Raw genomic sequence first — 19,718 nt, forward strand, 5'->3', positions numbered from 1 at the left:
GTCCATAAAAAGTTAAGAAAAAGAAGAATGTACAAAAAAGAGTGAAAATCCTTCATGTAAACCGAAAGTGAAAAATGATAAATTAAATTTATAAAATAAGTAGAGGAGAGATACCTATGAGAAAGAAGATTTCAATTATTTTGGCGGCTGCATTATGTATTACCAGTTTAGCAGGATGTGGTAATGGAAAAGAGGAGAAAACAGCAGATTCGGATACGAAGCAAGTAAAGACAGAAGCTGGTACGGAGGAGGACAGTGTTTCAGGAGAGCTTAATATCGCTGTCTTTCAAGGCGGAATGGGGGATGCCTATTGGAACGAGATTGTGAAAATGTTTGAAGCAAAGTACCCTGAGGTTAAGGTAAACATGAATATTAATCCTAAAATTGGGGAAATCATTAAACCTCAGATTGTAGCAGGAAACGTACCGGACTTTATTTCTTTGAATATGGGTGAAGCAAGCGGTGTTATGGATTCACTTGTCAAAGAGAAGGCATTGCTGGACTTGACAGATATTTTTGAGGAAACGCTGGAGGGTGATACACAGCCGCTGAAAGACCGCTTTTTGGATGGAATTATAGGCAGCAAAGCGACATCCCCCTATGATGACGGGAAAATTTATCTTGCGCCTTTTGACAGTGGTGCAATGGGATTAGTCTATAACAAAGCACTGTTTGAAGAGAAGGGATGGGAGCTGCCGGAGACTTGGGAGCAGTTTATGGCATTGGGCGAGACGGCCCAAAATGATACTTATATGGTGGGCGACAAGGAAGTTACAGGCAGGGCATTACTTGCTTATCCGGGAATCCATCCGCAGTATATGAGAAACATTCTTTTCCCGGCAGTTGCACAAAACGGCGGCAGTGAGGCTGTCAATGCATTTTCTAATTATGAGGAGGGTTATGCGGATAATGCAAAGACAATTGAATATCTACAGGTGATTCCTGAACTTGTTGAAAAGGGATATCTGTTGGAAGGTACTGTGGCATTAAATCACACACAATCTCAGACAGAAATGATGTTAGGAAAAGCTCTTTTCATTCCGTCTGGTGCATGGATGGTGAATGAAATGAAAGATGCCCCGCGTGAAGAAGGATTTGAATTTGGAATGATTGCAATGCCTTCTATGAAAGAAGGGGACAGCAAATATATTGCTTCAAGCTGTGAGCAGTTCTCCATTCCGGCAAAAGCAAAGAACCCAGAAGCTGCAAAGGCTTTTCTGCGATTTTTATATACAGATGATTCTGTAAAAGCATTGGCCGAGCATGCAAGTGCATTATATGCATTGAAGGACGCGAAAGAAATCTGCAAAGATATCTTAGATGATGAGGTCTATAATATGTATGAGGCATATGAGGATGCGGAAGCAGTGCTTGTTTATACAGCACCATTGCCACAGGGATGTAATGTGGATGTGAATCAGGAATTGTATCACAAATGCTTTACAAAAGTTATAGATGGCAGTATGACGGTTGAAGAATGGATGCAGAGTATTGAAAAGGCATTTGCAGAAATCAGAAGCTTAAAATAGGGGAGTAAGAAGAGGCCGTTTGTACGGCCTCTTTTAAGAAGGAAGGAGCAGTGTATGAACAAAAAAAGAATGAAAACTAAAATACCGGTATTTTTTATTGCGTTCAGTGTTATACCCCCTGTTGCACTGATGGTCTTATTTATGATTATGCCAACAATTGAGGCATTCAGACTGTCATTTACAAATTCCACGGGTATGGGAGGTTCTTATGATTTTATAGGCCTGAAGAATTATATATATATGTTTCAAGACTCTTTATTTATACTATCTCTAAAAAACACTATAAAGCTCATGGCGGTTATACCATTAATTACGGTCATTTTAGCGCTTATTTTTGCTTTTGTACTAACACAGACAAAGTTGAAGGAGAGGGGCATTTACCGGGTAATTTATTTTATGCCGAGTATCATTTCCTTAACGGTTATTGGTATTATTTTTTCTTTTATTTTTAACCCGACAATGGGATCTCTCAACAATATGCTTACAAAAGTTGGCTTAGGTCAACTAGCTTTAGCATGGCTGGGCGATTCAAGGACTGCACTGTGGTGTATTGGGGTAACGTTAGTATGGCAGTCAACAGGATACTATATGGTAATGCATATTGCTGCTATAGACGGGATATCGCCAGACATAATGGAAGCAGCAACGATTGACGGAGCAGGCCAATTTCAGAAATTAGTTAAGATTATACTGCCTCTCCTAAAAAATATTATTGGGATTACTTATGTATTATCTTTATCAGGGACACTGGCACTTAGCTTTATTCTCTCAAAGGTAATGACAGCGGGCGGACCATCCGGGTCGTCAACGGTATTGCTCCAATACATGTATCAGCAGGCATTCACAAATTCTAATTTTGGCTATGCTATGGCAATTGCAATATTTACGCTGATTATTTCAATTAGTCTTTCGGTGATTTCCAGAGGACTGACAAACAGAGAATAGGAGAGTAGTTATGATGAAATGCGTAGTAAAGAAATGGATCAGCAGAGTTTGCCTTATATTTTTCGCTTTCTTATTTTTATACCCGATGATGTGGAATCTGTGGTCTTCGTTTAAAAGTAATACAGAATTTCTGACGGCCCCTTTTGATTTCCCGAAAGGGATTGAAATAGATAATTATGTCAGAGCATTTACAAAGGCCAATATGGGAGCTTATTTTTTGAATTCATTGTATGTGGTAATTGCAGCAACTGCTTTGACATTACTGTTTGTGATACCGATTTCCTATGTTCTGGCAAGGTATAAGTTCAAAGGCTCCAAAATAATACTGAACTTTTTTATGTGCTGCATTTTTATACAGGCCACCTATATTATGGTGCCACTGTTTTTACAATTAAATACGATGAACTTATTGGATAATCTGACTGCTATGAGTCTGGTTTATGCCGTTTTTCGTTTCCCGTTTTCTATTTTTCTTTTGGTCGGATTTATGAAGGGGATACCGATTGCTTATGAGGAGGCGGCGCAAATAGACGGATGCAGCAGAATCAGAATTTTAATCAGTATTATTATACCTATGGCAAAACCGGGGATTGTTACCGTGGGAATGCTTTCAGCAATGGCGTATTGGAATGAATATCCTTTGGCACTTGTCCTTATTCAGTCCGAAGAGAAGAAAACGCTTCCGGTTGGACTGGCAAATCTGTATGAAGTACAACAATATGCAACAGATTGGAGTGCCTTATTTGCGGCGTTGATTATTGTATTGGTACCAACTATTCTAATCTATCTTCTTGGACAGAAGCAGCTTATCGGAGGCGTTGGAATGGGCGGTATTAAAGAGTAGGGAGGGGACAGAATGAATGTATATGAAAGACTTGCACCGGCACGAAGGGAGTGTTTACTTAGGAAAGAAGGCTGGTATATATGGGGTGCTTCTGTATGCAGATATCAGGATAAATATTATATCTTTGCTTCCGGTTGGGAAAAACAGTATAAATTTCAGGGGTGGGTAAAGCACTCAACTATTTTTAAAGGCGTTTCAGACAGACCGGAGGGGCCGTTTAAGATTTTGGGCGAGATGGAGGAATTGAAACAGCAGGAGTGGTCATCGGAGGTTTTACATAATCCTACGGTATGCAAGGTGGGAGATACATATTATTTGTTTTATGTAGGGACAAGATATCATGTGGATGGTCGGACTTGTGTATTGCCGGATGACTATGAAGTTTACCGTTATAATCAGAGGATCGGGGTTGCTGTTTCCGAAAACCCAATAGAAGGTTTTCGGCCTGTTAAAGAAAATCCAATCTTAGACATCAGTGAAAGCGGATGGGACAGTACCTATGTGACGAACCCTTCCGTTTGGGCAGAGGATGGAAAAATCTACATGGTCTATAAGGCATTGATACAAGACCGGCTTCCAGACATTGTGATGAAGCTGGGACTCGCAGAGGGGGAGAAGGTAGCTGGACCCTACCGGAGGATATTGGACCATCCCTTGCTGCAGTATAATATTGAAGATCCCTTTATTTGGAAAGAAGAAGGGTACTATCACCTGCTTGCAAAAGACATGACTGGTGAACTGGCAGGAAAGCCAGACGAAGCTGTGGTGTTAGAGTCTTCTGATATGAAGAAATTTGCCTGGCGAGAGAAAAGAGCGGCTTACTCAACTGAAATTGAATGGGAGGATGGGGTGGAGTATTATCAAAATGTGGAACGCCCGCAAATTTATTTTGAAGAAGGGAAACCAGTGTGTCTTTACAATGCGGTAAGAACGAAGGATGATGGCAGTTTTAACGTAGCGAGGAGATTTCGATGAACAGACCAAATATTATCTTGATAATGACTGACCAGATGCGGGGAGACTGTATGTCTGTGGCAGGGCATAAAGATGTTAAAACCCCTAATTTAGATACTCTTGCATTAAAAGGAATTCGATATCCGAATGCTTATTCAGCGTGTCCTTCCTGTGTTCCGGCACGTGCGGCAATGTTTACGGGAATGAAGCAGGAACATCATGGACGTGTAGGGTACGAGGATCGGATTACATGGGACTATCCTCATACACTGGCAGGAGAATTGGCGAAAAACGGATATTATACACAGGCAGTCGGAAAGATGCATGTACATCCCCAAAGGAATTATATGGGATTTCACAATGTAATACTGCATGACGGTAATTTGACTGCCAATAGAGCGATGAGCCTTTCATTTTATGAACATCAGGAAAATTGTGATGATTATTTTTATGACTTGAAAAAGAAAAAAGGTATATCAGCAGATTTGTATGATGTAGGAATAGACAGCAATTCCTGGGTGGCCAGACCGTGGATGTATGAAGAGAATCTGCATCCAACGAATTGGGTGACAGAACAGGCAATTGATTTTCTGAGGAGAAAAGACCCGAATCGGCCTTTCTTCCTATATTTGTCATATGTACGTCCCCATCCTCCATTTGATGCACCGCCATGTTTTTGGGATATGTATGAGAATATGGAATTGAAGTCCCCTGTAGTTGGGGACTGGGCAGATGAAGAGAATTTGAAAGAAAAGGGGCTTATCTTAGATTCTGATACGGGTCCTGTGGATAAAGAGATGGTAAAAAGAGCGCAGCAGGGATATTATGCATGCATTTCACATGTGGATAATCAAATCGGCCGGTTTATGCTGGCATTAGACCGATATGGGATTTCTGAAAATACTGTGATACTTTTCACATCGGACCATGGAGAGCTTCTTGGTGATCATTATACATTCCGCAAGGTGCGCCCTTATCAGGGAAGTGTTAACATTCCGTTATTCATCAGTCTGCCGGATAAGAATACATGGGGGAGCGTATCAGATGATCTGGCAGAACTTCAGGATATTCTGCCGACTATTGTGAAATTGGCAGGGGGAGATATTCCGAAATTGGCAGATGGAGAAGATCTGCTGGATATTAGCCGTGGAAAAAGAAAATACATTCATGGAGAACATAGCGGATTTGGGGGTGAATATGAGATAGGAAATCAGTATATTGTAACAAAAAAGGATAAATATATCTGGTTTATGGAAAGTGGGAGAGAACAATATTTTAATTTGGAAGAAGACAGGTTTGAAGTTCATGATGGGATTCAGGAACCTGAATATCAGGAACGAATCTCTGAGCTTAGGAAAATTTTGATTCAGGAGCTGCAAAACAGAGAGGAAGGATATGTGAAAGGGGATCGCCTTATTGCAGGAAGAAAACAGCAGAATCTACTACTGTATAATGAAAAATCTTAGAAATACCGACAATAAAATTCAGGCACCGCTGAAAATCGTTTAAAATCACGTATTTAAAAATGTTCATCATTTTTTGAACATTTTTCCTAAATTCCGCACTATGTAAAAAAAAAATCTCGTTTATAATAATTATAGTTACTGTTAAATAATCCGGCACATTATAGAATCTCCCCTTGAAAGGTTAATTCTATGATGTACCGGTTTGTTTTCACACATATTTACAGCAGTAGCAGAAGATTGAATGGAGGTTTCAAGATGTCTAAAATGCAATCAATTATTCAGGTTAATTCAGAGCCTTTTATCATGCTGGCAGGAGAGGTTCACAATTCGAATTCGTCATCAGTGGAGGTGATGGAGCCCATCTGGCAGAAAGCGGAAAACTTAGGAATGAATACGCTGCTTTTGCCTGTGACGTGGGAAATGCTGGAGCCCGCAGAAGGGGAATTTGACTTCACGCTTGTAGATGGTTTAATCCGGCAGGCCAGAGGATATGGGATGCATATTTGTTTCTTGTGGTTTGGTGCATGGAAAAATGCACAGTGCTATTATGCACCAGAATGGGTGAAAAGTAATCCGCAGCGTTTCTGGCGTGCTGAGGTACAAAAAGGAAAGAAAAAAACCAACCTTGCAAATTTCTATGGCATGCCCTATACAACGCTGTCCAGTCATTGTGAAGCAACCGTAGAAGCGGACAGCAGGGCGTTTGCCATGCTGATGCGGCATATCCGGGAAGTAGATGAGAAAGAGCATACAGTCATCATGATGCAGGTGGAAAATGAATCAGGACTGCAGGGGGCAGCAAGGGAGCATTCTGATTATGCAGAAGAATTTTTCCAAAAAGAGGTTTCATCTGAATTTGCAGAGTATATGAGACAAAACGTTGCTGAAATGAATCCTGAGGTCAGAGCTGCAGTTGAGGCCGGAAAAGAAGCCGGGTCGTGGGAAGATGTGTTTGGACTGGCAGCGGAAGAGATATTTCAGGCATATTCGGTGGCAAAATATATAGACCGTGTTGCAGCGGCGGGAAAGCAGGAGTACAATCTGCCGATGATGGTGAATGCGTGGCTCGATAAAGGGCAGGAGGCAGGCATGTATCCAAGCGGCGGACCGGTAGCGAAGATGATGGAAGTGTGGAAATACTGCGCCCCTCATATTGATGTATTCGCTCCGGACATTTATGTACAGAACTTTTGTGAAGTTTGTGATGAGTATACAAAACTTGGAAATCCCCTTATTATCCCGGAAACAGCAGTCCATGGCCATGCCGGCCCCCGCCTTGTTTATGTGATTGGCCATTATCATGCAGCCGGGTTTGCACCATTTGGGTTTGAGGATTTGGGCCAGACACTTACGGCAGCAGACAGCTATCTTTTTGGTGTGGATACTTCTGACCCTCTGCTAAGCACGCCTCAGAACGAGGAAGAATATGCCTGGTACAACAGGACACTGCATTCGATGATGCCGGTGCTTGTATCTCGTTATGGCACAGAAAACCTGCAGGCAGTAATCAGTGAACGCCCGGAACAGGACATGATGATGTTTGGACAGTATGGATTTAAGATTATGATGGATTCCCCTCTGTGCACGAGAAAAGACGGCGTATGTCTTGCGGTGAAAGTGGATGAGGATGAATTCTATCTTATTGCAAATGGGTGTATGGTAGCTCCTTTTTCTGCAAATCCAAAGAAACCCCATCTTGATATACTGGCATTGGAAGAAGGGGAGATCAGGGAAGGCAGATGGCATATGAGACGCAGGCTTAATGGTGATGAAGTGGCGGCAATGCGGTATAACAGCCCGACACTATTGAGGATAAAACTGTTTACATATGAATAGAATCATGCAGAATTTATGACAGATAAAGGAGATAAAAAAAGAATGAGAAAGATTATTGAACTGAAAGAAGCATGGAACTTTGTGAAAACAGCCGGAACACCGGAAGAAGCCGTAAATGCACAGGGAATGGAAGTGACCCTCCCGCATACATGGAACGCTGTGGACGGGCAGGACGGCGGTAATGATTATTACAGAGGGACCTGCTGGTACACAAGGAAAATTGAGAAACCTGTGTTGGAAGAAAACGATCATGTGTACCTTGAATTCCTTGGCGCCGCAATGACTGCCGATGTGTTCTGGAACGGTGAGAAATTAGCGCATCATGAAGGCGGATATTCTACATTCCGTGTAGACGTCACCGGACATTTACAGGAAGTAAATGACCTGGCAGTTGCGTTGGATAATGATGATAATGATCATGTATATCCGCAGAAAGCAGATTTTACATTTTATGGTGGGCTTTACCGAATGGTGAATCTGATTGTGGTTCCGAAGGCACACTTTGATCTGGACTATGCAGGCGGGAATGGAATCGCGGTTACTCCGGAAGTACATTGCGATGAGAACAGGGTACCGACCGGAAAAGCGACTGTCACAGTTGAAGCATGGGTAAAAGGAAGCGACGGCCCGGTTGCCATTACGATTACCGGGGAGGATTCCCGGCAGCAGACTGCAGAAGTGATTGATGGGAAGGCAACGGCAGTGTTTACATTGGAGAATGTCCATCTATGGGATGGTGTAAAGGATCCGTATTTATACACTGCAAAGGCAGAACTGGAAAGCGGAGATGCCGTGGAGACACGGTTTGGGTGCAGAAGCTTTTATGCGGACCCGCAAAAGGGATTTGTGCTTAATGGAAAGGTATATCCGCTCCGCGGTGTGAGCCGTCATCAGGACCGGGCAGGTGCCGGAAATGCACTGACTCTGGACATGCATAGGAAGGATATGGAAATAATCAAAGAAATTGGGGCGAATACCCTGCGCCTTGCGCATTATCAGCATGCACAGGAATTCTATGACCTCTGTGATGAATACGGGATGGTCGTATGGGCTGAGATTCCCTTTATCACACTTTTCTTAAAGAACGGGCGGGGGAATACCTTAAGCCAGATGAGGGAACTGGTGGTTCAGAATTACAATCATCCATCCATTGTATGCTGGGGACTTTCGAATGAGATTACGGCGGCGAGTCCGGTGAATGAGACGCTGCTTGAGAACCACAGGGCCCTGAATGATCTGTGCCACGAATTAGACAAGACACGTTTTACCACGATGGCCAACGTATTCATGCAGGAAACGGACAGTCCGCTTCTTGAGATTCCGGATGTGAACAGCTATAATCTTTATTTTGGCTGGTATCTGGGTGAATTGGAGCAGAACGATGAATTTTTCGATGAATATCATAAGAAGTATCCGGACCGCTGTATTGGATTTTCGGAATATGGTGCTGATGCGAACCCACAGTATCACAGTACTGCACCAACTCATGGCGATTATTCTGAGACATATCAGACAATTTACCATGAACACATTCTGAAGATGATTGAAGAACGGCCATATCTCTGGGCGACCCATGTGTGGAATATGTTTGATTTTGCGGCAGACGGACGGGATGAAGGCGGCAAACATGGCGTGAACCAGAAAGGTCTTGTGACGATGGACCGAAAACTGAAAAAGGATGCTTTTTATCTGTACAAGGCTTACTGGAATAAAGAGGATGCTTTCGTCCATATCTGCGGACGCCGCTATATAGACCGGACGGAAGAAAATACAGAGGTAAAAGTATATTCCAATCAGGACGAGGTCTCTCTGTATGTGGACGGTAAACTGTCTGATACTAAGAAGGGCAGCCGGATCTTCTGTTTCACAGTTCCGATCTCTGCGGATCATGAGATTACAGCAAAATCAGGAAACTGTTCGGATACCATTCACATCCGTAAAGCAGAGCAGGCTAATCCGGATTATGTGATGGGGGAGATAAAAGATGTAATCAATTGGTTTGATGATGAGGAATACAAACCAGATTTCTATTCCATCAAGGATACTATGGCAGAATTACAGGCAAGTCCAAAAGCCGGGGTGATTTTAGGTCAGCTGATGCAGCAGGGCGCCGGTGCAAGAGGAGATGTGGCAGAGAGTGTAAAGGATAACCCAAATCTGGTCCGCATGATGGGCAGAATGACTCTGGAGAGTATGCTGGGACACATGAAAGACAGCATAACAGAAGAGCAGGTAAAAGGACTGAACCGTATGCTCCAGCAGATTAAAAGGGGAGAATAAAATTAGAAAGGAAGCTTCAATATGAATTATTATTGCAATCCCATTAATATGAATTACCGTTACCAGTTTAATGATGACCCGCGCAGAGAAGGGATACAGGTCGCAAGGGAGGCTGCGGATCCCTCTATGATATGCTTTCAGGGCAGTTATTATATCTTTGCATCCATGCAGTTAAGCGTGTGGGTATCCAAGGACCTTGTCCACTGGGAGAGCCACAGGCTGCCGGAAGAACTGCCTTTGTATGATTATGCGCCGGATGCCAGGGTAGTGGGGGAGTATGTATATTTTTGTGCTTCCAGACGTGGAGAAGTGTGTGATTATTACCGGACAAAGGATATACTAAAGGGGCCTTATGAAAAAATAGAGGGCACATTTGATTTCTGGGACCCAAACCTGTTTTGTGACGATGACGGGAGACTATATTTTTACTGGGGCTGTTCCAATGTAACGCCTCTGTGGGGTGTGGAACTGGATCCGGTTACCATGCATCCGCTTGGCGAACGGAAGACATTAATTACCGGAGATGCATGGAGCAAAGGGTATGAGCGCGCAGGGGAAAACCACAGTAAGCCGCCGAAAAGTGACGAAGAGACAGAGGCTGCTTTTCAGCAGTTCTTAAAAGCACAGGGGACCTCGGCAGCCGACACCCCTGATGAATATATACCTTTAATCAAAGGGATGCTCAGTGATAAGCCGTATATTGAAGGGGCATGGATGGACAAGTATCAGGGAAAATATTACCTGCAGTATGCATGTCCGGGAACCCAGTACAATATTTATGCGGATGGGGTGTATGTGGGTAACAGTCCGCTGGGACCATTTGAACTGGCGGAAAATAATCCATACTCTTATAAACCGGGCGGATTCATCAGAGGGGCCGGACATGGATCAACAATGAAGGATATACAGGGGAACCTGTGGCATGCTTCTACCATGCAGATTAGCATCAACCACGATTTTGAACGTCGTGTCGGACTCTGGAGGGCCGGGTTTGACGAAGACGGGGAACTTTTCTGCAACCAGCGTTATGGAGACTGGCCGGCAGCGGTGGGAGAAAGGAAGGCAGACCCGTGGGAGGAACCGAAGTGGTATTTGCTGAGTTATAAGAAAAAGGCAGAGGCATCCTCATATGAAGAAGGCAGGGAACCCATGTATGCTGCGGATGAAAACGTACAGACATGGTGGCGCGCTGAAACAGCGGATCCCGGGGAGTGGCTGCAGCTAGACTTAGGAGAGGAATACGATGTTCATGCGGTTCAGATTAATTTTGCAGATGACAAAATTGATATAGCGGTACCGGGAAAAATCCGGGGGACAACGCAGGCGCGCTATATTGATGAAGCCGATTATGTTACCCGCTGGAAATTGGAAGGGTCACTGGATGGAGAAACATATTTTGTTGTTGAAGATAAGTCCCAGGCCGGGACAGACCTGCCACATGACCTGGTTATCAGAGAAGACGGAATTTGTGTACGTTTCCTGAGACTTACAATATATGAAATTCCCTATGCACAAAAACCCTGCATTTCAGGTCTGCGTGTCTTTGGAACAGGAAATGGGGAGAAGCCGGCTGTACCGGAATTTCTGGCTGAGCGGATCAGTGATATGGATATGAAGGTGGCGATACAGGGTGAAAACGCGGTTGGCTATAATATTCTCTGGGGAAGCAGCCCGGAAAAACTTTATCATAGCTTTATGGTTTTTGGTACAGAACAAATTGTGGGTGCACTGGTAGCGGGTAGAGAGTACTATGTCCGTGTAGACGCATTTAATGAAAATGGGATTACTGAAGGGAAAGCAGTACGATTAAGGGGCGGTAAAAAATGAAGTGACTTTTGTGAAAACCTTAATTCAAATAGGAGATAAAATTTATACTAACAGTATAATGACAAATCGGTTTTCATGTGTTATATTGATGTAGAACAAGGAAAAGCGGGCAAGGATAGTCCGGAGAAAGGAAGCAAATATGATGACAGCAATGATAAATGTAAATCTGTTTAATAGTGAACGCTGCTATGGTCTTGATAAAGAACATAGTTTCCTTTTTGTGTGTTCCGATAAGTTAAGCAGATTGAAGCGTCAGGGCTGAAATCAGGTGTAATAGATATGTTTATTGACCGCTTATCTTATGGATAGGCGGTTTTTTAATTTCATAGGAAAGTACGTCCTATGAAATTAAAAGCCCTCCGGGGGATGCGCACTGCGGCGTATAAGGTAGATGTCGCGATGCGACCGCCGCAGGCGCGAGTTTCGCAAGCGAAACTCTATTTTATGTAGAGAAGGAGGAGAGCGCAGCGATGTTAGAGATAAAAGGTGCAAAGACAACTGCTGTTTGTTACGCAAATATTATTGAGGAAGAAGCAATCGAACAGATCCGCAGAATGTGTGATCAGGATTTTACGGAAGGCTGCCGTGTCAGGATTATGCCGGATGTCCATGCAGGAAAAGGCTGTACGATTGGAACGACTATGACTGTAAATGGGAAAGCAGTGCCCAATGTTGTAGGTGTAGATATTGGATGTGGAATGTATACGGTGAATCTTGGAAAACAGGAGATCAATCTGGGAAAATTTGATGAAGCATGTCATTTTATTCCATCTGGGAAAAATGCCTGGGAAGGAAGGCAGGAGAGGTTTGATTTGACGGAACTTCGATGTTACCGTTCTTTACAAAAAACAAAATGGATCGGGAGAAGCCTTGGGACTTTAGGAGGCGGGAACCACTTTATTGAGATTGACCGGGCAGCAGATGGGACGAATTATCTTGTGATCCATACAGGAAGCCGGAACCTTGGGAAACAAGTGGCTGAGATTTATCAGCAGCTTGCCATCGAATTACATCAGGGGAAAGAGGAATATTTTAAAAAGAAAGATGCGCTGATTGCAGAATACAAAGCAGCAGGGCGAAGAAAAGAAATCCAGCAGGCATTGAAAGAGCTCCATTGGAAGAATAAACCATTGTTTATTCCGGAAGACCTCTGCTATGTGTATGGAAGTTACTTAGAGGATTATCTGCATGATGTAGATATTTGCCAGAAATTTGCCCTCAGAAATAGAGAATTATTGTCAGAGATATTACTTGATCGATGCGGATTGGAAGGAAAAGACGTATTCCATACGATTCATAACTATATTGATGTGGATGAAATGATTTTGCGAAAAGGAGCAATCGCGGCACATAAAGGGGAAAAGGTGCTAATTCCGATTAATATGCGGGATGGAAGTATTCTGGCAGCAGGAAAGGGAAATCCGGAATGGAACTTTTCGGCTCCTCATGGTGCAGGGCGTCTGATGTCCAGAACAAAGGCAAAAGCAACACTGAGTCTGGAAGCATATAAAGATGCTATGATAGGAATTTATACGACTTCCGTCAATGAAGCAACATTAGATGAGGCTCCATTTGCGTATAAGTCTTTAGAAGACATTATTGATGTGATTCGGGATTCTGTAGATATTATTGATATTATGAAACCAATTTATAATTTTAAGGCGTCAGACTGATTTTTTTCTGTGTCAGTCTGACGACCGGCACAGAAAGGAGAGAAGAGGCCATGTCAGGTTTTCCAATGATTGATATGGTGAGGACAGGGGAGAATATTTTAAAATTGAGACAGCAGAAAAAGCTGTCAGTAAAGGAGCTACAGCTTATTTTCGGTTTTGAGACACCACAGGCAATTTATAAGTGGCAGCATGGAACTGCATTGCCTACGGTGGATAATCTGGTGATTTTATCGATTATTTTTGAGGTGAAAATGGAGGATATTCTTGTTTTGTCTGAGAAAAAAGAGATGAAAATGTGTGAGAGATATCTGAGGTATGTTTTCTCCTAAATAAAAGAGGGAGAGACTCGAAGGTTCTCCCCCTGGGTACAGGCTTCGCAAGTTTTCGTAAAACGATTACTTAATGAATTTATTATCAATTGTATCTCTGTTGTAACGCCAGCCCAATTAACCGGTCTGCCTGACCTACCATAAACAGAGGAATGTTCAGCATATCACCATCCAGTTTCAGGTTATCCAGAGAGAACCGGACACGGAGCTTTACTTGATCCGGGAACAGTTCCTTGAACTTCTTAAGACTTTTGCTAGTGATATTGGTTTCGGATTTGACCTCTACAGGGAAAATATCGTTTTCCCGCTGAATCAGGAAATCAACCTCATAAGGAGGATTTGTCTGTGTCCAATACCGGGGTACGACTTCAAATTGTGTGACCAGGGTCTGAAGCACATAGTTCTCGGTCAGTGCCCCCTTAAACTCTGTAAACAGGCGGCTGCCTTCACCAAAGGCAGTAGGAGCCAGATGTGCCAGACGCCGGAGCAGCCCCACATCCACAAGGTAAATCTTAAAAGCTGAAAGGTCGTCATAGGCAGCAACAGGAAGGCCGGGAGCAGAACTTCGGTAGATTTTATACACCAGGCGGGCATCTACCAGCCATTGCAGGGCATCCTCGTATTCACGGGCTCTTGCCCCTTGTTTGACTACTTTATAGATAAATTTTTTGTTCTCCCTCGCCAGTTGGGACGGTATGGACTTCCAGATCATCGAAATCTTCGGGAACTCACTGATATTAGGGTGTTTCGCAAAGTCACGCTCATAGGCGCCAATGATTCCGGACAGGGCTTCCTGCATGGCAGGGACATCCCGTGCCATTGTCCACATTAAAACAGATTCCGGCATACCTCCGGTTACATAGTACATTTTGAGCTTTTCATAAAGAGGATTGAAGAATGCATCAGGGATTGGTTCAATAGTATCCAAGCTTTCTAAAAATGCCGCCAGATTGCCATCACCATTAGCTAACAGGAACTCCTCAAAGGTCATAGGGTCAATCTGCATAAAGTTGACTTTACCCACAGGGAAAGAGGAAGGCTTTGCCAAAGCTATGCCCAACAAAGAACCCGCGCAGGCAATGTGATACTGCGGTGCGTTCTCACAGAAATACTTCATGGAATTGATGACCTTGGGACAATCCTGCACCTCATCAAAAATAATGAGGGTCCTCTCCGGCACGATCTTCTGGGCACTGGCGAGCATCAAATTCTGCAAAATCCGGTCTACGTCCTTTGTCGTTTCAAAGAATTGTTTATATTCCTCGTTTTCATCAAAGTTAAAATAAGCAGTATTTTCATAATAGAGTCTGCCGAACTCTTTGAGAACCCAAGTCTTACCCACCTGACGCACACCCTTCAAAATCAGGGGCTTACGGTAAGGGGAATTCTTCCAATCGAGCAGTTTCTTCATTATAAATCGTTCCATATAAACACTCCTTCACACTTTTATTGGAGTTTTCGTGTTCTAAATCACACTTTTATTATATGCAGAAGTTGCGGAGAATACAACCCAAATCACAAAAATATATGAGGTTTATTATTACTGCCATAAAACCTGTGTCAGCCTAAGCAGTGCAGGGATGGTAATGATTGACATCATAGTTGAGGTGACCACAGCTTCTACGGCATAAGGATAGTCGAGGCGGACAAAGGAAATCTGATAGAGGGAAATGGAAGGATTCTGCTGGATGTGCATCACTCCATCTGCCGCAGCTGTTGAAATATTTGAAAAGAAAGACATCGGATATCAAATATCATATTTATAAGGTCAAAAATTTAAAAGAGGCTACGAATGCTGACAAAAAAATTACGTGAATTAGCAAATAGAGAGAATAAAAAGCGAAATTGCGATATTATGCTAAAGGAATTACTGCTATAATAAACCCAATTAATCATACAGGAAAGGTGGTTTTATATGCATGGATTCTGAGATAAGTCAAATTGTTTCGCAGCTTTCACTTGAAGAAAAAATAGCACTAACAATTGGAGAAGGTAATTGGAATACAAAGGATGTAAAGGAAATGGATATTCCGGCGGTACGTATGCAGGATGGTCCACATGGGCTTAGATTACAAGACGGAAATGGGAATGACATGAATGGAGGCGGAGAACCAACGATTTGTTTTCCGGCCGCTTGTTTGAGTGCATCAAGTTTTGACCGTGATCTTTTGAAAGAAATGGGAAAAGAACTGGGACTGGAGTGTCAGGCAAAAGGTGTTCATTTATTGTTAGGACCGGGAATCAATATTAAAAGAAATCCACTGTGCGGGCGTAATTTTGAATATTACAGTGAAGACCCATTCGTTGCGGGAGAACTGGGGGCCGCCTTTGTCCAGGGAGTTCAGGAGCAGGGAACCGGTGCCTGCGTGAAACATTTTTTCGCAAATAATCAGGAATATCGGCGAATGAACAGTTCATCGAATCTGGACGAAAGAACAGCCAGAGAACTGTATTTGCCAGCGTTTGAAAGGGTCATTCAGAAATCACAGCCGTGGGCTGTTATGGCAGCATATAATAAAGTGAATGGAACATATTGCACAGAGAATAAAGACATGATTGTTGACCTGCTGCGGAATGAATGGGGATTTAGGGGGACGGTGATCAGTGACTGGGGCGCAGTGCATAATCGTGTGAAGGCAGTGGCCGCCGGATGTGACCTGACAATGCCGGGAGAAGAAACCGATGATAAAGTAATGAAAGCGTACCAGAAAGGAGAAATAACAGAGCAGGAATTAGACCGTGCTGCAGAGAATGTATTAAAACTGGCTTTTAAGGGAAAAGGCTTTCATAAAGATAATGTCGAATTTAATTATGAATCAGGGCATAAATTAGCTGGAAAAATTGCGGAAGAATCTATCATTCTTCTTAAAAATGAAGAACAGGTTCTTCCGTTAAAACAAGAAGATGGGATTGCATATATCGGGAAATTTGCAATTTCCCCCCGGTATCAGGGCGGGGGATCCAGCCACATTAGCAGCAAATATGAGGAAAATGCATTAGAGGCTTCACGAAAACTTATGCCGGAAACAGATATCAGTTTTGCAATGGGGTATGAAGATGATACTGTTAATAAAGAATTTATTGCACAGGCAGTGGAAGTTGCTAAAAAAGTGCAGAAAGTAGTTATATTTGCCGGATTATCTGATGAAATGGAGTCAGAAGGATTTGACCGGAAGAGTATGGATTTGCCGGAGAGCCACAATGAATTGATTTACAGGGTTTCAGAAATACAGCCGAATACAATTGTAGTCTTACATAATGGAGCACCAGTGGAATTACCGTGGCTGAAACAGGTAAAGGGGCTGATTGAAACATATCTGGCAGGAGAGGCTGTCGGCACAGCAGTCTCCAAGATTCTTTTTGGTAAAGTGAATCCAAGCGGCAGGCTTCCGGAGTCATTTCCGGAAAAATTGGAGGATAATCCATCTTATTTATCGTTTGGAGGCGAAAATGGTGAGGTAGATTATAATGAGCGTATGTTTGTTGGCTATCGTTATTACTGTAGTGTCGGACGAAAAGTAAGTTTCCCATTTGGGTATGGATTATCTTATACTAATTTTGAACATTCCAATTTACGTGTGGATACTGATAAAATAACTGAAAACAGTACGGTTTCTGTATTCATTGATGTCAGGAATACAGGAATGGAAGATGGGAAAGATGTCGTGCAGCTTTACATAGAACCGCCGCTTGGGGAATATAAACGCCCTGTCAGGGAATTAAAGGGATTTGAAAAAATTTCATTACATGCCGGGGAAAGTAAAACGGTACATTTTGAATTGGAGTACAGAGATTTTGCCTGCTACAGCCCGGAATCCAAGGGCTGGTATGCCCGTCCGGGGAAATATGTGATTGCCATTGGAACCTCTGCGGAGGATATGATAGATACTATTTGTATTGAAGCAGAAGGAGAAGAGATTTTACTAACTTCACATTTTGATGAGAGTACAATGATTAAAGAATTTGTCCAGCACCCAATAGGTAAAAAATATTTTCTGGAACATTTCGAAGCAATGACAAGGGGCATGAGCGCCGCAGGACTGATACCGGCAGACATGTTAGAATCAGTTCTTGCTAAGGGGCCGGAAATGGGAATGGAAGACTTATTAAATCAGTCTGTTTCTATACTTCTTGACTTTTCTGGATGCAGTGCAAAAGAGAGGAAAGAATTATTTTCATTCATGAATAGGAGAGGCAGCGATGTCAAATTATTATTGTAATCCACTAAATTTAACATATCGGTATCAATATAACCAAAAAGATGAGGGATTTATCCGGAACAGAGAGGCTGCGGATCCATCATTAATTGTGTTCAAAGGGAAGTACTATTTATTTCCTTCTATGAGCAGGGCATTCTGGAGCAGCACTGACCTTGTAAACTGGGAGATGTACGATTTGAAAAATGTACCAGTATATGATTATGCACCAGATGTCCGTGTGATTGGAGAATATATGTATTTCAGTGCATCAAAAAACGGAGAAATCTGTGATTTTTACAGGACTAAGAACCCTGAGTCCAGAGTATTTGAAAGAATAAAGGGCTCTTTTGAATTCTGGGATCCGAATTTATTTGCAGACGAGGACGGACGCGTCTATTTTTATTGGGGGTGTTCAAACATGACACCTATCTGGGGGGTAGAACTTGATCCGGAAACAATGAAACCTCTGGGAGACAGAATTGAACTAATTAGTAATCATAAGAAAACGTTCGGATACGAGCGTGTTGGAGAAAATCATCATTATGATATGAAAAAAAATAATGTATGGTTTATGATGCGGGAGAATTTTGCAAAGCAGATGGGCTGTAAGGCAGAAGATATCACAGATCTGGAGCCAATAATTGAGAATCTGCCAGAGGAGCAGAAGAAGATTGTTCAGGAGCTGCTGACAGACAATCCTTATATAGAAGGAGCATGGATGACAAAGCACGAAGGCCGGTATTATCTGCAATATGCCTGTACCGGAACAGAATATAATGTATATGGGGATGGGGTATATATTTCAGATAGACCGCTGGGACCATTTAAATCAGCACTTAACAATCCATATTCCTATTCTCCCGGTGGTTTTTTGCCCGGAGCAGGTCATGGTTCAACACTGGAAGATTTACAAGGGCGGTTATGGCATACTGCAACCATGCGTATTTCTGTTAATCATGCTATGGAACGGAGAATTGGATTGTGGCCGGCCGGTTTTGACGAAGATGGGGAATTATTCTGCAATCAGAGATATGGTGACTGGCCAAGAAAAATAGATGAGAATAGTAAGAATCCGTGGGAGGCACCGGAATGGATGCTGCTGTCTTATGGGAAGAAAGTGACAGCTTCCAGCGGATATCATACTGTAAGTAATGTAGTAGATGAGAACGTGCAGACCTGGTGGAAAGCAGACACTTGTCAAAGTGGAGAATGGGTTTGTGTAGATTTAGGCGAAAAAGCTGATGTCAGGGCTGTTCAAATCAATTTTGCAGATGATTCAGGAATTGTCAGACTTCCGAAAGGAAAAACGGCTGTCGAAGAGAACAAAAGCCCCTCCCGATATATAGAAGAGGTGATCTATCAGACACAATGGCTTTTAGAAGGGTCGGAAGATGGAGAAAACTGGGTTATAATAGAGGATAAAAGACAGGCAAAAACAGATCTTTCCCATGATTTAGTGGTTCAGGAAAATGGGACAGCAGTAAGGTATATTCGTCTAACAGTGACTAAACTGCCATATGATTCTATACCATGTATTTCGGGATTACGTATCTTTGGCCATATGGAACATAAGAAACCTGAGAAAGCATGTGGGGTAAGTGCTGTCCGCACAAGTGGAATGGATATGAAGATAGTCTGGAGCGGGGAAGCTCAGGGGGCAGTTGTATTATGGGGACATGCTGAAAATAAACTGTACCATAGTTTTATGGTTTATGGAAAGAACCAATTAGAGATTGGAGCACTTGTAGCGGATACAGATCACTATTATGTCCGTGTGGACCTTTTCAATGAAGGGGGAATTACCGAGGGAGATATCGTAGAAGTATCCCGGTAAAT

The 19,718-nt window shown here is 42.8% G+C and carries 15 protein-coding genes; 13 read left to right on the forward strand and 2 right to left on the reverse strand.

Annotated elements, in window-relative coordinates:
* Positions 1-116: 116 nt before the first annotated feature.
* The 11 genes from DWX43_RS00980 to DWX43_RS01025 all read left to right on the forward strand — a co-directional run bounded on the left by DWX43_RS00980 (position 117) and on the right by DWX43_RS01025 (position 13,683).
* On the forward strand, positions 117-1,529 hold the full coding sequence (locus DWX43_RS00980) for a carbohydrate ABC transporter substrate-binding protein (protein ID WP_118618244.1): 1,413 nt from the start codon (positions 117-119) through the stop codon (positions 1,527-1,529).
* A 54-nt stretch (positions 1,530-1,583) separates the two neighbouring features.
* Positions 1,584-2,474: a sugar ABC transporter permease gene (locus DWX43_RS00985; RefSeq protein WP_118618246.1), complete on the forward strand. Its 891-nt coding sequence runs from the start codon at positions 1,584-1,586 to the stop codon at positions 2,472-2,474.
* A 10-nt stretch (positions 2,475-2,484) separates the two neighbouring features.
* Positions 2,485-3,318: a carbohydrate ABC transporter permease gene (locus DWX43_RS00990; protein ID WP_242996061.1), complete on the forward strand. Its 834-nt coding sequence runs from the start codon at positions 2,485-2,487 to the stop codon at positions 3,316-3,318.
* A 12-nt stretch (positions 3,319-3,330) separates the two neighbouring features.
* Entirely contained in the window at positions 3,331-4,293 is a 963-nt protein-coding gene (locus DWX43_RS00995; RefSeq protein ID WP_118618248.1) for a glycoside hydrolase family protein, read from the forward strand.
* A complete protein-coding gene (locus tag DWX43_RS01000) occupies positions 4,290-5,738 on the forward strand; it encodes an arylsulfatase (protein ID WP_118618250.1) in 1,449 nt (482 codons plus the stop codon). Before DWX43_RS00995 ends, DWX43_RS01000 begins: the two co-directional genes overlap by 4 nt.
* Positions 5,739-5,993: 255 nt before the next feature.
* Positions 5,994-7,574 carry a DUF5597 domain-containing protein gene (locus DWX43_RS01005; RefSeq protein ID WP_243099226.1) on the forward strand — a complete coding sequence of 527 codons (1,581 nt, stop codon included), beginning with the start codon at positions 5,994-5,996 and terminating at the stop codon, positions 7,572-7,574.
* Positions 7,575-7,616: 42 nt separating this feature from the next.
* Complete coding sequence (locus tag DWX43_RS01010) at positions 7,617-9,854, forward strand: glycoside hydrolase family 2 TIM barrel-domain containing protein (RefSeq protein WP_118618252.1); 2,238 nt, start codon at positions 7,617-7,619, stop codon at positions 9,852-9,854.
* A 21-nt stretch (positions 9,855-9,875) separates the two neighbouring features.
* Positions 9,876-11,681, forward strand: a complete 1,806-nt coding sequence (locus DWX43_RS01015) for a family 43 glycosylhydrolase (protein WP_118618254.1) — start codon at positions 9,876-9,878, stop codon at positions 11,679-11,681.
* Between the two features lie 139 nt (positions 11,682-11,820).
* Positions 11,821-11,943, forward strand: coding sequence for a hypothetical protein (locus DWX43_RS27520; RefSeq protein ID WP_279220768.1), 123 nt, complete (start codon positions 11,821-11,823; stop codon positions 11,941-11,943).
* 208 nt (positions 11,944-12,151) lie between these two features.
* Positions 12,152-13,354 carry an RtcB family protein gene (locus tag DWX43_RS01020; protein ID WP_109731440.1) on the forward strand — a complete coding sequence of 401 codons (1,203 nt, stop codon included), beginning with the start codon at positions 12,152-12,154 and terminating at the stop codon, positions 13,352-13,354.
* A gap of 50 nt (positions 13,355-13,404) precedes the next feature.
* A complete protein-coding gene (locus tag DWX43_RS01025) occupies positions 13,405-13,683 on the forward strand; it encodes a helix-turn-helix transcriptional regulator (protein WP_109731441.1) in 279 nt (92 codons plus the stop codon).
* 85 nt (positions 13,684-13,768) lie between these two features.
* On the opposite strand, the gene DWX43_RS01030 is transcribed toward DWX43_RS01025, so the two are convergent.
* Positions 13,769-15,109, reverse strand: coding sequence for an ATP-binding protein (locus DWX43_RS01030; RefSeq protein WP_118618256.1), 1,341 nt, complete (start codon positions 15,107-15,109; stop codon positions 13,769-13,771).
* A 114-nt stretch (positions 15,110-15,223) separates the two neighbouring features.
* Positions 15,224-15,424 (reverse strand): hypothetical protein, encoded by a 201-nt coding sequence (locus DWX43_RS01035; protein ID WP_118618258.1) that lies wholly within the window; start codon positions 15,422-15,424, stop codon positions 15,224-15,226.
* A 178-nt stretch (positions 15,425-15,602) separates the two neighbouring features.
* Between DWX43_RS01035 and DWX43_RS01040 the strand changes: the two genes are divergently transcribed.
* A complete protein-coding gene (locus tag DWX43_RS01040) occupies positions 15,603-17,903 on the forward strand; it encodes a glycoside hydrolase family 3 C-terminal domain-containing protein (RefSeq protein ID WP_118618260.1) in 2,301 nt (766 codons plus the stop codon).
* Positions 17,884-19,716, forward strand: a complete 1,833-nt coding sequence (locus DWX43_RS01045) for a family 43 glycosylhydrolase (protein ID WP_118618262.1) — start codon at positions 17,884-17,886, stop codon at positions 19,714-19,716. The genes DWX43_RS01040 and DWX43_RS01045 overlap by 20 nt, the downstream gene beginning before the upstream one ends.
* Positions 19,717-19,718: the final 2 nt, after the last annotated feature.

It is taken from the genome of Clostridium sp. AF19-22AC (assembly GCF_003479085.1).
GTDB lineage: Bacteria > Bacillota > Clostridia > Lachnospirales > Lachnospiraceae > Faecalicatena_A > Faecalicatena_A orotica.